The 14880-nt window shown below is 73.6% G+C and carries 14 protein-coding genes and 1 pseudogene; 11 read left to right on the top strand and 4 right to left on the bottom strand.

Annotated features, from left to right (window positions below; translation table 11 throughout):
* Window positions 1-515: 515 nt before the first annotated feature.
* Entirely contained in the window at window positions 516-842 is a 327-nt protein-coding gene (locus ACFRAV_RS09225) for a hypothetical protein (RefSeq protein WP_382552990.1), read from the bottom strand.
* A gap of 1579 nt (window positions 843-2421) precedes the next feature.
* On the opposite strand from ACFRAV_RS09225, the gene cpaB reads away from it, so the two are divergent.
* From cpaB to ACFRAV_RS09280, 11 genes and pseudogenes are all read left to right on the top strand, one after another.
* Window positions 2422-3132 carry a Flp pilus assembly protein CpaB gene (gene cpaB / locus ACFRAV_RS09230; protein ID WP_382552992.1) on the top strand — a complete coding sequence of 237 codons (711 nt, stop codon included), beginning with the start codon at window positions 2422-2424 and terminating at the stop codon, window positions 3130-3132.
* A gap of 10 nt (window positions 3133-3142) precedes the next feature.
* Window positions 3143-4768, top strand: a complete 1626-nt coding sequence (locus tag ACFRAV_RS09235) for a CpaE family protein (RefSeq protein WP_382552994.1) — start codon at window positions 3143-3145, stop codon at window positions 4766-4768.
* Between the two features lie 20 nt (window positions 4769-4788).
* A complete protein-coding gene (locus tag ACFRAV_RS09240; RefSeq protein WP_382553066.1) occupies window positions 4789-5199 on the top strand; it encodes a TadE/TadG family type IV pilus assembly protein in 411 nt (136 codons plus the stop codon).
* Window positions 5200-5220: 21 nt separating this feature from the next.
* Entirely contained in the window at window positions 5221-6603 is a 1383-nt protein-coding gene (locus ACFRAV_RS09245; protein WP_382552996.1) for a CpaF family protein, read from the top strand.
* Complete coding sequence (locus tag ACFRAV_RS09250; RefSeq protein ID WP_382552997.1) at window positions 6600-7541, top strand: type II secretion system F family protein; 942 nt, start codon at window positions 6600-6602, stop codon at window positions 7539-7541. The genes ACFRAV_RS09245 and ACFRAV_RS09250 overlap by 4 nt, the downstream gene beginning before the upstream one ends.
* Before the next feature lie 3 nt (window positions 7542-7544).
* On the top strand, window positions 7545-8453 hold the full coding sequence (locus tag ACFRAV_RS09255) for a DUF5936 domain-containing protein (RefSeq protein ID WP_382552998.1): 909 nt from the start codon (window positions 7545-7547) through the stop codon (window positions 8451-8453).
* Window positions 8454-8507: 54 nt separating this feature from the next.
* The gene (locus tag ACFRAV_RS09260; protein ID WP_382553001.1) at window positions 8508-8708 is read left to right on the top strand and encodes a hypothetical protein; all 201 of its coding nucleotides are present in this window, start codon (window positions 8508-8510) and stop codon (window positions 8706-8708) included.
* Window positions 8709-8770: 62 nt separating this feature from the next.
* A pseudogene (locus ACFRAV_RS09265) lies at window positions 8771-8863 on the top strand (pilus assembly protein TadG-related protein); the annotation flags it as partial.
* A gap of 309 nt (window positions 8864-9172) precedes the next feature.
* Window positions 9173-9313, top strand: coding sequence for a hypothetical protein (locus tag ACFRAV_RS09270; RefSeq protein WP_382553070.1), 141 nt, complete (start codon window positions 9173-9175; stop codon window positions 9311-9313).
* Window positions 9314-9324: 11 nt separating this feature from the next.
* Complete coding sequence (locus ACFRAV_RS09275) at window positions 9325-9900, top strand: hypothetical protein (protein ID WP_382553003.1); 576 nt, start codon at window positions 9325-9327, stop codon at window positions 9898-9900.
* 2 nt (window positions 9901-9902) lie between these two features.
* The gene (locus tag ACFRAV_RS09280; RefSeq protein WP_382553005.1) at window positions 9903-10568 is read left to right on the top strand and encodes an OmpA family protein; all 666 of its coding nucleotides are present in this window, start codon (window positions 9903-9905) and stop codon (window positions 10566-10568) included.
* 138 nt (window positions 10569-10706) lie between these two features.
* Here ACFRAV_RS09280 and ACFRAV_RS09285 read toward each other — a convergent pair whose 3' ends face one another.
* The 3 genes from ACFRAV_RS09285 to ACFRAV_RS09295 form a co-directional block, all read right to left on the bottom strand.
* Window positions 10707-11663, bottom strand: a complete 957-nt coding sequence (locus ACFRAV_RS09285; RefSeq protein WP_382553007.1) for a hypothetical protein — start codon at window positions 11661-11663, stop codon at window positions 10707-10709.
* Window positions 11664-11997: 334 nt separating this feature from the next.
* The gene (locus ACFRAV_RS09290) at window positions 11998-13554 is read right to left on the bottom strand and encodes an MDR family MFS transporter (RefSeq protein ID WP_382553010.1); all 1557 of its coding nucleotides are present in this window, start codon (window positions 13552-13554) and stop codon (window positions 11998-12000) included.
* A 217-nt stretch (window positions 13555-13771) separates the two neighbouring features.
* Window positions 13772-14767: a DUF5937 family protein gene (locus tag ACFRAV_RS09295; protein WP_382553013.1), complete on the bottom strand. Its 996-nt coding sequence runs from the start codon at window positions 14765-14767 to the stop codon at window positions 13772-13774.
* Window positions 14768-14880 lie beyond the last annotated feature (113 nt).

The raw sequence follows: 14880 nt of genomic DNA on the forward strand, positions 1-14880 counted from the left end.
GCGTACGCGAGTTGGCGTATATGCCGACACGCCGCGATCACCGGACAGGTCCCGCTTGAGACGATCTCCGCCAAGCAGGTGTCGGAGGCCGTAACCCGGGGATATCGTGCTGGTGAAAGCGCTGCGCACGTGAAGACGGGGGCGACGGGGGAGGGTGGAGCGGTGCCGACTGCCATCAGCGTGTCCGGTTCCGGCCTGGTACTCCCCGCCGGCGACCGGCACACCCCGCCCGCGGTCCTCCAGCCGCGGGCGACCGTCGAGGAGACGGTCTACGAGCTCAACTCGATGGTCGAGCAGCAGGGTTACGTCGTCGCCGTGCACCCCGCGGTCACCGACCCGGCCGTCGTGCGGCGGCTGCACACCGCGCGCTCGCTGCTGGAGACCGACCGGGTGGCCATCGTCGCCGCGGACCTCCCGCCGCTCGGCGTCGCGGTACTGGTCCAGCAGTTACGGCAGTTGAGCGTCTGCGACTTCGGACCCGGGGTGCTCGCCTCGGCGGCGCGGCTGCTCGCCCACTACATCTGGTCGGGCGCGCTGCTCAGCTCCGTGACCCGGCTTGACCACGTGCCGGTCACGATGACGGCGCACGCCAGGTCCTGGCTGCCGGGCGCGCAGTTCGCGGTCCTCGCGACGCCGCGACCCTCGCTGGTGCGGGTGGGCGGCGAGGACCGGCTGCCGGGGCCGGAGTTCGCCACGCGGATGGTCGCCGCGACCGGCGCGGGCTTCGGGAGCGGCACCCCCTCCGACTGGGTCGGCTCCACGCTCGCCCCCGACTGGCGCGTCCAGCACTTCTCCACGGTGCCGGTGCCGGCGGAGTCGGCGTCCTGGTGGGGGACGGCCAAGCTGGTCGAGTTCGCCGCCGGGCTGCCCGACGTGTCGGTGCTCTACCAGCTCGTCTCCTCCGTGCGGCGGGACCGGTGCCGGTGGTGCGGCCTCGAGATCATCGGGGACCGCTGCGCCTTCTGCGCCTCACCGCTCGCGCCGCCGCCGGAGTTCCCCGCGCTCACGCACAGCGGGACGGGGAGTGCGGTGGTGGGTGCCGGCACCGGGGGCGGTGCGGTTGCCGGGGCCGGGGCGCGCGCGGTGCGGCCGGGTTCCGCCGCGCCCGCACCCCTCACGCGTCCGGCGGGGCCCGCGGCCGCCATAGGCCCGGGCGGCGGCGCGCCGCGTCCCACCGGGCCCGAGGGACTCCGTCCGATACCGGCTCCGCGGCCGGGTGCGGGGCCGGGGGTGCCGGGTGCGCGGTCCGGTGCGGCGCCAGGGGTGCAGGGTGCCCGCTCCGGTTCTGTTTCCGGGGGACCCGGCCCGCGGCCAGGTCCCGGCCCGGCCGCCCCCGGCTCGCGGCCCGGCCCTGCTCCCGGTCCCGGCCCTGCGCCGACCGCACCTGACGCCCGCTTCGGTGGGCCCTCGGGTCCTGGTTCCGCGTCGACGACGCCCAACATCGGCCTCGGGCCGGGTTCCGCGCCGACAAGGCCGGGCGCACGTCCCGTGCAGGGTTCCGCTTCGACGGTGCCGGGCTCGGGCTCGGGTCCGGCCTCCGGTCCCGGTTCCGCGGGGGCGGCGCCCGGTGGGCGTCCCGCTCCGGGTTCCGCTTCGGCCCCACCGGGCCACCGGCCCGGTCCGGGCTCCGGTTCCGGTCCGGGCTCCGGTTCCGGTCCGGGCTCCGGTTCCGGTCCCGGTTCCGTACCGGCGGGGCACAACCCCGGCTTCGGTCCCGCCCTCGGTCCCGGCCCTGCGCCGACCGCACCTGACGCCCGCTTCGGTCCGCCCTCGGGTCCTGGGTCCGCGCCGACCGCGCCTGACTCGCGCGTCGGTCCGCTCACGGGTCCCGGGGCCAGGCCGGCCGCACCCGGCCCCCGCTTCGGTCCGCCCCCCGGGCCTGGGCACCCCTCGGCCGCCCCCGGCGCCCACCCTGGTGCCGCCCACGGGGGTCTAGGTCCGGCACCGACCGGTTCCGTGCCGCACCCCGGCCGTGTTCCGGGGGCGGGGGCTGCCGGGGACTTGTCGCGCCGCGCCCCGGGGGCCGGGCACCCTTCCCGGACGTTCCCCGGGGAGGGCGCCGTGCACGGGCCCGCGTCGCAGGGGACGCAGGACGGCGCCGGGGTCCGGCCGCGTCCCGCGGCGGGGGACGGGTTCGGCCCCGTGCGGCCGTTGGGACACGGTGTCGGGCGCACGGACAGGGACATCACGGAGACAGGCACGTCCGGGCCCACCCCGGGTACCGGACCGGTGATCCCCGGCGCCGACCCCGGCACCGAGGACCGTCCGCCCCGACCCGACCGCCACCCCGGCCCCCCGCCGCAGGAACCGCCGCCGCCACGCTCGCCCTGACCGATCCCCGCCCCGCCCCGTCTCGCACGCTCCGCCGCCCGCCCCGTCCGACCCGAACCACCGTTCCCGACCCACGAGGTGAAACAGACCGTGAACTCCCGCCAGCGCCGCGGCGTTCTGCTGCTGGTCCTCTCGGCGATAGCCGCCATCGCGGCGTTCGCCGGAGTGCTCGCCGTGGTCAGGGACGTGAAGTCGAAGGTCGGTCCCGAGGTGACCGCCTACCGGCTGAAGGCGGACGTCGCGCCGTACCAGGAGCTCAGCCCCAGCCAGTTCGAGAAGATCAGCATGCCGAAGCGCTGGCTGTCCGGCACCGCCGTCACCGACCTCTCGAAGATCCGCGGGAAGATCGCCGTCACGACGCTCCGCGAAGGCTCCCTGCTCCAGTCGGACATGGTGGTCGACCGCCCCGAACTCCAGCGCGGGCAGCAGGAGATCGCCATCATGATCGACGCCTCCACCGGCGTCGCGGGAAAGATCACCACCGGCGCGCGGGTGAACATCTTCGCCACCTTCGAGGGCGAGGACCGCGGCCGTGACCAGTCGCGCCTGATCGTGCAGAACGCCCGCGTCATCGACGTCGGCAAGCTGACCGCCCTGGAGCCCGACGGCAGCGGCCCGAACCGCCGCACCGCCACCGAGGCCGTGCCGATCACTTTCGCCCTCTCCACCTCCGACGCCCAACGCGTCGCGTACGCCGAGTCGTTCGCCGAGCACGTGCGCCTCGCCCTGGTGGCCGGCGGCGACGACACCTCCGTGCCGCCCGCCGACCGGACGTACACCCTCGAGCAGGACAAGCAGTGAGGGGCCGTCGATGACCGTCCGCATCCTCCCCGCCGTGGGAGACGTCGACTCCGCCCGCGCTCTCGCCGCCCTCCTCGACCAGTTGCCCGAGGTCGTGCCCGCCCTGCCCGTACACGACTCGGCCACCCTGCTCGACGCCCTCGGCGCGGGCGCCGCCGAGTCGGTGGACGAGCTGCCCGAGGTGGTCCTGGTCCACGAACGGATCGGCCCGGTGCCGGCCCTGGAGCTGATCCGGGAGATCGTGCTGCGCCACCCGGCGGTCGGCGTCGTGCTGATCACCGCCGACTCCTCCTCCACCACCCTCACCGCCGCCATGGACTCCGGCGCCCGCGGCGTCGTCACCCTGCCGCTCACCCCCGAAGGGCTCGCCGAGCGGGTGCACGCCGCGGCCTCCTGGGCCGCCGGGATGCGCCGCCACCTCACCGCCGGCTCGGGCGCCGACCCGTACGGCCGCGGCTCGGGCGGCACCGTCGTCACCGTCACCGGGGCCAAGGGCGGCGTCGGCGCCACCGTCACCGCCGTCCACCTGGCGCTGGCCGCCCGCGCCTCCGGCCGCACCGTCGCCCTCGTCGACCTCGACCTGCAGTCCGGCGACGTCGCCTCCTACCTGGACGTCCAGTACCGGCGGTCCGTCGCCGACCTGGCCGGCATCCACGACATCAACCCGCGGGTCCTCCAGGACGCGATCTACACGCACGACTCCGGCATCGCCCTGCTGCTCGCCCCCGCCGAGGGCGAGCGCGGCGAGGAGGTCGGCGACCGTACCGCCCGCCAGGTCCTGTCCGTGCTGCGCTCCCGCTACGACGTGGTCGTCCTCGACTGCGGCGCCCGGATGGACGCCGCCACCGCCGCCGCCGTGGAGTCCGCCGACCACGCGCTGCTGGTCGTCACGCCCGACGTCATCGCGGTCCGCGCCGCCAAGCGCATGGTCCGTCTCTGGGACCGGCTCCAGATCCGCAAGGCCGAGGACACCCTCACCGTCGTCAACCGGCACGCCCGCGGCGCGGAGATCAACCCCCAGCTCGTCGAACGGGTCACCGGCACCCGCACCGCCACGACCCACGTGCCCGCCGCGTACAAGGAACTGTCCGCCGTGGTGGACGCCGGCCGGCTCCAGGACCTGGAGGCCAAGTCCTCCGTCAAGCGCGCCCTGTGGACGCTGGCGGGCGAACTCGGCCTGGTCGCCGCCGCGCCGGAGGACGAGGCCGCGGCGCGCGGGCGACGCCGCAAGCCCGGCAACGGCATCGCCCTGCGCCGCGGCGCGGGCGACCGCGGCTCCGTCACGCTGGAGTTCGCCGGGATCTTCCCCATCCTGCTCGTCGTGATGGGCCTGCTCTGGCAGGCGGTGCTGTGGGGCTACACGTTCTCCCTGGCGGGCAACGCCGCCGACGAGGCCGCCCGCGCCGCCACCGCCGCGCACGCCGTGCACGGCGACTGGGCCGGCGCCTGCTCCGCCGCGGGGACCAGGCACCTCCCCGACGCCTGGAGCGGCGCGGAGATCCGGTGCGCCCCCGAGGGCGACCTGATGCGCGCCACCGTCCACGCGGACGTGCCCCTCTTCTTCCCTGGCGTCGACGCGGGCTGGTCCGTGGACGGCACGGCGGGGGCGGCACTGGAGGGGGGTGACCTCGGGTGACCCGTTCCGTGGCGCGCTCCCTGGCCCCGGCACGGTTCCGCCGCGCGGGCGGCCCCGGCTCCTCGACGCCGCGCGGACGCGGTGACCGCGGGGTGTCCTCCCTGGAGCTTGCCGGCTACCTCCCCGTCCTCCTCGTGATCGCGATGGCCGCCCTCCAGCTCGGCCTGGTCGGCTACGGCGCCAACCAGGCCGGCACCGCCGCCCGGGCCGCGGCCCGCGCCGCCTCCCAGGAGGGCGACGGGGCCGCCGTGGGGGCCGCCGCCGTGAGCTCCTGGCTCGACCCCGCCGTCAGCACCGCCCCCGGCGCCGAGACCACCACGGCCCGCGTCACCGTGCACGTCCCGTCCGTCATCCCGCTGCTCGGCGACGGCTGGGACATCACCCGCGAGGCCACCATGCCCACCGACCGCACCGCCGCTTCCGGCGGCTGACCGAGGAAGGAGACCCGCCCCATGAGCCTGCGTTCCCGCCTCACCGCCGCGAACGGCCCCGACGGCGCCCCGTCCGCCCTCCCCGGCCAGGGCGGCGCCGCCGACGGCCACCGCGAGGACAACCACCTCGTCGCCGTCTACCGGTCCAAGCTCCTCGAGGAGATCGACCTCGCCGAGATGTCCGCCCTCGACGCCACCGAGCGCCGCACGCGCCTGGAACGCGTCCTGGGCCACATCATCAGCCGCGAGGGCCCCGTCCTCTCCTCCACCGAACGCGCCCGCCTGATCCGCCGCGTCGTCGACGAGGCCCTCGGCCTGGGCGTGCTCGAACCGCTCCTCGCCGACCCGTCGATCACCGAGATCATGGTCAACGGCCCCGACTCGGTCTTCGTCGAGCGGGCCGGCCGCGTCGAACACCTGCCGCTGCGCTTCGCCTCCGCCGACCAGCTGATGCAGACCATCGAGCGCATCGTCTCCACGGTCAACCGCCGCGTCGACGAGTCCAACCCGATGGTCGACGCCCGCCTGCCCACCGGCGAGCGCGTCAACGTGATCATCCCGCCGCTCGCGCTGACCGGCCCCACCCTCACCATCCGCCGCTTCCCACGCGCCTACACGCTCCCCGAGCTGATCGGCCTCGGCTCCCTCGACGAGCAGATGCTGCTGCTCCTCGCCGCCTTCGTCCGCGCCCGGTTCAACGTCATCGTCAGCGGCGGCACCGGCTCCGGCAAGACGACCCTGCTGAACGCGCTGTCCGGCCTGATCCCCTCGCACGAGCGCATCATCACCATCGAGGACTCCGCCGAACTCCAGCTCCAGCAGAGCCACGTCATCCGCCTGGAGTCCCGTCCCGCCAACATCGAGGGCAAGGGCCAGGTCACCATCCGCGACCTGGTCCGCAACTCCCTGCGCATGCGGCCCGACCGGATCATCGTCGGCGAGGTCCGCGGCGGCGAGACCCTCGACATGCTCCAGGCCATGTCCACCGGCCACGACGGCTCGCTCGCCACCGTGCACGCCAACACCGCCGAGGACGCGCTGATGCGCCTGCAGACCCTCGGGTCCATGTCCGAGGTCAACATCCCCTTCGAGGCGCTCACCGACCAGATCAACTCCGCCGTCGACGTCGTCGTCCAGCTCGCCCGGCAGGCCGACGGCACCCGCCGCGTTGTCGAGATCGCCCTGCTGATCTCCCGCGGACGCCAGCCGTACCGCATCGCCACCGTCTCCCGCTTCGTGCCGCAGCCGATGGGGCCCGACCGCGTGGTCCGCGGCCACTACCAGCACCTGCCGCTGCCCCGGGAGGCCGCCGACAAGCTGTTCCTCGCCGACGAGTCCGTCCCGCCCGCCTACGGCGTCACCGACGCGCTCGACTCCCGCAACACCCGGGAGGCGCTGACGTGAACGGGTCCCTCCTGGCGCTCGGCGCGACACTGCTCGCCTGCCTCCTCGCGGTGGCCGGCGTCCACGTCTACGCCTCCGGCCGCGCCCAGCGCCAGGCCCTGGTCGACCGCCTGGAAGCCGAACAGGGCGCCGTCGGCCTGGTCGGTGGCCGACCCCGCCGCTTCACCGCCGTCGACCGCCGCCTGCGCCGCACCCGCCTCGGCCGTGCCGTCCAGCTCCGGCTGGCCGCCACCGGCCTGGACGTCACGGTGGGGGAGTTCGCCGCGTACGCGTGCGGCGCCGCGCTCGCCCTGTGGCTCGTCGCCTCCGCCGCCCTCGCCCCCTTCTTCGGCCCCATCGCCGCCTTCGTCGCCCTGTGGTCCGCGGGCGTCTATCTCAACTGGCAGCGGCAGCGCCGCATCGAGGCGTTCATCAACCAGCTCCCCGACGTGGCCCGCCTCATCGCCAACGCCACCGCCGCCGGCCTCGCCCTGCGCACCGCCCTCGCCATGGCCGCGGAGGAGCTCGACGACCCGGCCGGCTCCGAACTCGCCCGCGTCGCCGACCAGCTGACCCTCGGCCGGTCCATCGACGACGCCCTTGGCGAACTCGCCGAACGCCTCCCCTCCCGCGAACTCGTCGTCCTCGTCACCACCCTGGTGCTGTCCAACAAGGCGGGCGGCTCCGTCGTCTCCTCCCTCCGCAACCTCACCAAGACCCTCGAGGAGCGCAAGGAGACCCGTCGCGAGGTGCGCACGATGCTCTCCGAGGTCAACGCCACCGCCCTGACCGTCCCCGCCCTCGGCATCGGCTCCCTCCTCCTGGTCGACGCCTCCAACGAGGGCGCGCTGGCCCGCGTCACCGGCTCCCCGGTCGGCCAGGCCCTCGTCCTGCTCGCCCTCGGCCTGTACGTCGTCGGCTTCCTCGCCATCCGCCGCCTCGGAAAGATCGAGGTGTGACCCATGACGCCGTCCTCGCTCCTGCCTCTCGGTCTCGCCCTCCTGACGGCCCTCGCCGCCGTGGGCCTCGTCCAGGGCATCCGCCTGCTGCGCTCCGAGGCCGCCCTCCCCGACGACCTGGCCCTCGCCCTCGAGGTCGGCTCCACCCGCGTCGGCCGCCGTGACTCCGCCGTCGACCGCCTCGGCATGCGCTTCGCCCCGACCGTCCTGCGCCTCATGGGCCCCCGCCGCGCCGACGCCAAGCGGCGCCGCATCGACATGGCCGGCAACCCTGGCGGCCTTACGCTCCAGCGCTACGCCGCGCGGCGCGCCGTCTACGGCCTCTTCGGCGCGTTCATGTTCCTCGTCTTCGCGACCAACGCGTCCTGGCCGATGGCCCTCCTGTCCCTGGCCTTCGGCCTCCTCGCCGCCGACGCCCAGATCTGGCAGGCCGTCCGCGAACGCCGCGAGGTCATCGACCGCACGCTGCCGGACTTCCTCGACGTCCTCGCGGTCGTCGTCTCCGCCGGCCTCGCCTTCCGCCAGGCGCTCGACCGCGTCGCCGAACGGTACGAGGGGCCCTGGGCCGACGAACTCCGCATCACGCTGCGGCAGATGGACATGGGCGTCCCGCGCCGCCAGGCCTTCGACGAACTGCGCCGCCGCAACGACTCCGAACAGGTCGCCCAGTTCGTCTCCGCGCTGCAGCAGGGCGAGGAGCTGGGGTCCCCCATCGCCGAGACGCTCATCCAGATCGCCACGGACATGCGCCGCACCGACGCGCAGAACGCCCGCCGCCGCGCCGCCAAGACGATCCCCAAAGCCACGCTGGTGACCCTGCTGTTCATGCTCCCGGCGACATTGATCCTCATCGCCACGGGCATGTTCCTCGGCACAGCCACCGGCATCGGATCCATCCTGGGGGGCGAATGACCACGTCACCCCGGGCAGCAGCAGCGACACGACGCCATCACCTGGAGGACAGCCATGACCCGACTGCACACCTGGACCCTGACCACCCTCGCCCGCCTACGCGGCCCGGAACGGGACCGGGGAGCCAGCTTCGTGGAGTACGCGGGGCTGCTGATCATCGTGGCGGGGATCTTCGTCCTGATCGACGGTCTGGCACTCGACAGCCTGATCTCCGACGCCATACTGAACGCGGTGAACGACGTCATCGGCGGCTGACGGAATCCCGTGCCGCAATCGACGCGGGGCAATCCCTCCCGCTGTACATCTGGCTGACGACCATTCTTCTCTTCGCCGGGCTTGCCTTCTTCGCCTTTGCCCAAGCTGCCTCAGCGCGGAATTCTGCTCAGACCGCTGCTGACGCCGCCGCGCTCGGGGCGGCGCAGAGCGCTCGCGACGACCTGATGGACGGTCTCCTGCTGGCTCTGCAGGACGGGGACGACTGGCTCCGCTGGCTCGACGGCGACGGTGAGCTAGGCCTCGCAGGCCAGGCAACCGCACAAGCTTTGGCGGCCGAGAACGGAGCGACCGTTACAGCTGGTCCTAGCGCAACGTCTGTTCGCGGATACCCCGCGTTCGAGGTCGCTGTGCAAATGGCCTCGTCCGTAGGAGACTCCGTTATCCCCGGCACGGAAGGAATGCGGGCCAAGGCGACAGCGACGGCAGTGATCGAGCCTCGGTGCATGTTCGACTCCGATGCGGAGCCTGCCGAAGCCGTGGAGCTGGATTGCGACGGGCAGATCGTGACCATCGATCCCAAGGATTTCGAACCGGATGATCTCCCGGACGGGTCTGACCTGTTCGCCGTATACCTTGCAGAATGAGAGGACCAGTAATGCATCGGCACCCCATCTTCGGGCGCGCCACGTTGTCGGCCACTTCTGTCGCAGCGGCACTGCTGCTCACCCTCGCTGCCTGTAGCGATGGCGGCGACGACAAGGCCAAGACTGCAGACCCCACCCGTTCCTCCGCCAAGGGCAATGACAAGAGGACTCCCTCCCAGGCTCTGGAAGAGGTCTTGGCCGAGGTCAAGGGGGACGGGGTCACCTTGCAGATCACCTCAGCGAAGCGCGACGGCGGTGGCTTCGTCACTGTGGAAGGGACCGTCACCAACAACTCGAGCAGCGCGAAGGGCATGGGGGAGTGGCGGGGCAACGAGCGCGAGCTGGCCCGTAATGCCGGATCAATGGCGGGGGCGAGCCTGGTCGACAATGCCGGCAAGAAGAAGTACCTGGTCCTGCGGGACACCGAAGGGCAGTGCCTGTGCACGCGATTCACGGGCGGCATCGATGCCGGGCAGACCACTGAATGGTTCGCCCAGTTCCCTGCTCCTCCTGAGGAGACCAGCGACGTGAACTTCCAGGTAGGCGGGCTGCCCCCGGCCACCCTCTCACTGTCCGGGGGGGAGTAGCCATGCCACCCACCCCCCGCCCCACCCCCGTCGCAGTCACCGTCACCACCCTCGCCGTGTTCGTCACTCTCACCCTCACCGGCACCCCCGCCTCCGCCGACGAGGGCGGACCCAGCGAACCCCCCGGGTCCGTGAGCTCCGCCGCGCCGCCGGAGGTGGACGGCGGTGCGTCCGGGCTCCGGCTGGAGGCGGGCGCGAAGCTCGCGCCCGCCAAGGTGCTGGACATCAAGTCCGTCGTCGAGGACCTCGGCGGCGAGGAACGCCGTGAGGACACCCCCCAGACCGTCACGCTCGCCCTCCAGGCCGAGGTCCTGTTCCCCAAGAACAGCTCCCGCCTGAACCCCGAGGCGAAGTCCCGCATCGCGGCGATCGCGGAGGAGATCAAGGGCCAGCAGGCCACCACCGTCCGCGTCTTCGGGTTCACCGACAACCTCGGCAGCTACGCGCACGGCGAGAAGCTGTCCAAGGACCGCGCCGACCAGGTCCAGCGCGAACTCGCCGTGACCCTGGGCCCGGACGTGAACTACGAGGTCCGCGGCTACAGCGAGGACTACCCCATCGCCGACAACACGACGGAGGAGGGCCGCCGTAAGAACCGCCGTGTGGAGGTCACCTTCCAGAAGGCGCCGTCCCCCGACGTCGCCGCGTCCGCCCCGTCGGGCGCGTAGCCGCGGCGGACGGGTAGGTGTATGCCAAAGGTGAGTCCCGAATGCGCTGCCCCAGCGGCACATTCACGGCTCACCTGCAACGGACGGACACCTACCCCCGCCCGGGTCGGCCTGGCCGCCAGGGCCGGCCGGCACCGGTCACCCGTGTTCCTCCCAGTCGGCGGCGCAGAACCTGACCCCGCTGACCAGGGCGTCGCCGGCTCTCTCCGCCTTCAGGTGCACGTTCGGCTCGTCGGATCCGAGATCGCCCGAGCAGCCGATGACGAGGCTCCAGTTCTTCCGCTCCGCGAGGTCGTCCAGTGCGGTGTCGGCCGCTGACGGTACGCGGCCGACCAGTTCGGTGCCTTCCAGTTCGACCTGGGGCCCGGTGCGGCCGTGGACCGTCACGGCGGCCAGAGTGGGTCCGCCCTCGCGCTGCGCGTAGTGCGCGGTGACACCGGCCGTGGGGAACTCGTCGTCGGTGAGGTACCAGTTGCCGGGCCCGTGCCACGGCCGGGGAAAGGCGCCACGCCGGGCGGCCGGGGCCGCGCCGTCGAGGGCGGCGGCCACCTGTTCGGGGCTCATCCCGAACCGCAACGGTCCCACTGCTTCCAAGGGCTTCCCCGTCCAGCGCGGGCGCTCCGGGAGAGGGGTGAACGGCCATGTCCCCGGGCTGGTCCCCCGGTCGCGAACATCGCGCCAGGCAGTCACCGCAGCCGTGTCGTACGGGCTGTCCGCCAGGTCCCTGGACACCACGAGCGCGTTGGTGACCAACCGGTCCGTCGGTGATCCATACCCGTCCGGTGTCCACGGGAGTTCCCGCGACGTGCCCATGGACAACCCCCACGTGGTGATCTCCGGGTCGCCGCTCCAGTTCCGCCGGACCTCCGCACCCTGTGCTCGAGCCAGCCGCTCGAGGTCGGCCCGCACCTCGGACGGAACCCGGCCGATCAGTTCGATGTCGCCCAGCCGTACCCTCGGCCCGACGGGCATGTCGACCTCCACCGCGACCAGGCGAGCCTCGGACCGCCGCTCCGGCTCCGGCGCGTAGATCGCGGTGACGCCGCCACCGCCGAACCCGTGCACGACCTCCCGGTCCTGGGTGGACTGCGACATGCTGAGCGTTTCCTCGCCCATCACTGCGAGCACCTGCGCCGGGCTCATGCCGAACCGCAACGGTCCGACTCCCGACAGTGGGTCGAGCACCCACTGCTCGCGCGTCTCGGGATCCCTGCTCCACCAGTGCACCTGGCACCCCCGCCGGCTTCGTCCGTGCCTGTCCCGCCGGGGAACCCGCCGACGGCCTTGCGTCGCTCACCCTAGGCACCCGGGCGGACAGCGGCACCCGGCACCACCCGGCACGACGCTGTCCGCCCGCCCCGGGAGGCCGGGGCGGGCGGAAGGTCAGCACCTGCCGGAGGGCAGTGAGGGAGCGCGGGCAGGAGGAGGCTCAGTGGCCGCCCGTCACCGCCGGGGTGGTGCCCTCGGGGCGGCGGAGGGTGAGGCCGATGAGGAGGCCGGCGACGAGGACGCCCGCGCCGACCAGGAAGGCCAGGTGCGCGCCGCCCGTGAGGGACTCCGCCGTGGGGACGCCCTGGTCGGCCAGGGACTCGCTGCGGGCGGAGAAGAGGGCGACGAACAGGGCGGTGCCGGCCGCGCCGGCGACCTGCTGGACCGTGTTCAAGGCCGCCGAGCCGTGGGAGTACAGCGAGGGCGTGAGGCCGGCCAGGGCGGTGGTGAAGAGGGGGGTGAACATCATGGCCAGGCCCAGGCAGAGCACGACGTGGGAGGCGAGGACCAGCAGCCACGAGCTGTCCGGCTCGACGGTGGAGAGGCCGAGCATGGACAGGACGGTGAGGACCGAACCCGGGACGACCAGGGGGCGGGGGCCCACGCGGTCGTACCAGCCGCCCACCACCGGGCCGAGCAGGCCCATCGAGATGGCGCCGGGGAGCACGATCAGGCCGGTGGAGAGCGGGTCCAGGTCCATGGCCTCCTGGAGGACCAGCGGCAGCAGGATCAGCGCGCCGAACATGCCGAGGGCGGCGACGGACATCGCCGCGAGCGCCTTGGAGAAACCGGGCGCGCGGAAGGCGCGCATGTCCATCAGGGCGTCGTCGGTGCGCTGCAGGCGGACCTGGCGGAACGTGAAGAGACCCAGGATCAGGACGCCGAGGGCGATCGGGATCGCGGGGTGGACGGGGGCGCCGCCGCCCTCGCCCATCGCGGACAGACCGTAGACCAGGCCGCCGAAGCCGAGCGCGCTCAGCGGGACGGAGGGCAGGTCGAGCTTCTGCCGGCTCCGCTCGGAGACGTCCTTCACCATCAGCGCGCCGAGGATCAGGGAGACGGCCGCGATCGGCAGCATGACGCCGAAGATGCCGCGCCAGCCGAGCGGCTCGACCAGCGCGCCCGACATGACGGGGCCGAGCGCCGGGGCGGCCGCGATGACGAGCGAGACGTTGCCCATGAAGCGGCCGCGGCGGGACGGCGGCACCAGGTTCATGACGGTGGTCATCAGCAGGGGCAGCATCACGGCCGTGCCACTGGCCTGCACCACACGGGCCAGGACCAGGACGCCGAACGTCGGGGCGAGCGCGGCCAGCGCGGTGCCCGCCGTGAAGAGCCCCATGGCTATGAGGAACGAGACGCGGGTGCCCAGGCGCTGCAGCAGGAAGCCGGTCATGGGGATGACCACGGCCATCATCAGCATGAAGATGGTGGTGAGCCACTGCCCGACACCGGCAGAGACGCCGAAGTGCTCCATGATCGGCGGGAGGGCCACGCCCATGGTCGTCTCGTTGAGGATGACGACGAACGCGGCGACCAGCAGCAGCGCGATCAGGGTGAAGTGGCTGCGGGGGAGCTTGCCGTCGGCGGGGGCGGCGGGGGCGGCGGGCGTGCCGGGGGAGGTCTCCGCGCCCGGCGGAGCGTGCTCCCCGTTCATCTCGGGTGACGACGAGGCCGACGGCGACGTCGGGCGGGGGCGGGTGGACGCGGTCTCCATGGATCCTCCGGGCGCTGCTCACTGCTGCTGGTACTGGTGCTGCTGGGGACGAGGCGACCGTGTGCCGTTGCCCGGCTGTCCAACTCGCACCAGGACGCGATCATTCCTCCAGCCACCCTCGGGTGACGCGTGTCACGGGCGGCGCCGGGGCACGGCCGGGCCGCCGGTCGACCGGGGGCGTCGACAGGGGGCCAGGCGCCAGGCGCCCCGGGGGCCCTCACGCTGACGGGGGACACAGCAGGGCGTCCGCGACGGCGGTGCGGGCGTAGAGGACGGAGCGCCCGTTGCGGTGGGCGGTGACCAGGCCGGCGTCGCGCAGCGCGGTCAGGTGCTGGGAGACCCCGGCGGGGGAGAGACCGCAGTGCTGGGCGAGGTCGGTCGTGGAGGCGGGGACGTCCAGCTCGGCCAGCAGGAGGGCGCGGGAGCGGCCGAGGACGGCGGCGATCGCGTCGGTGGAGGCGGTGGTGCGCCCCTCCCACAGCAGGCCCACGCCGCGGGCGGGGTAGGCGACCTGCGGCGGTTCGGGCGGCACCGCGCGGGTCAGCGGTCCGGGCCAGGTGAAGGCGGAGGGGACCAGCAGCAGGCCCGGGCCGGACCCGGTGCGCGAGAGCCCGGCCTGACGGCGCAGCAGCCGCAGCGCGCCGTCGTCCCAGCGCACGGAGTCGTGCAGGTCGTTGAGGACGTGCGCGGAGCCGTGCTCGGCGGTCTGCCGGGCGCGGTGGAAGACGTCCGCCTCCAGCAGCTTGCGGATGCGGGCCCAGTAGGGGGCGAGCGCCGCCTCCCAGTAGGTCTCGATCTCCGTGGTGAGCTTGTCCAGAGCGGCCTCCGGGGCCCTCTCCAGCAGCCGCAGCCGGACCTCGGCGCGCGGCTCGGGGTCCGCGTCCAGCAGGCACGCCACGTCCGCCCGGACCCGGGCCGGGTCGGTGCCGCGGATCGCGTCGAGCTCCTCGGCCAGGGAGGCGAACGGTGCGGCGGGCAGCGGGGTGAGGAAGTCGGCGAGGTAGTTCCGCGGCGGCACCAGCGCGGCCAGCCAGCCCTGGTCCAGCCCGGCCTCACGGACCCGCGGACGCACCTGGGCCAGCCAGCTCCGGTACGGCGGCGGCTCGGTCCCGGCGGACAGCAGCCGGAAGCTGGTGACCACCTCCCACATGGGGGAGACGGCGAAGCGGGTCTGCGCCAGGTCCGTCGCCGAGAAGGTGAGCTCTGCTTCCACGCAACCCCCGTCGCGTCACGCGGGCGGGCCCGACCTGTCCGATCACCGGCGCGATCCCCGCAAGTCCGTTGGATTCGGTCTGAGCTTAATCAATAGGGACACGGCGGTGACCA

The organism is Streptomyces sp. NPDC056600, from assembly GCF_042792855.1.
Classification (GTDB): domain Bacteria; phylum Actinomycetota; class Actinomycetes; order Streptomycetales; family Streptomycetaceae; genus Streptomyces.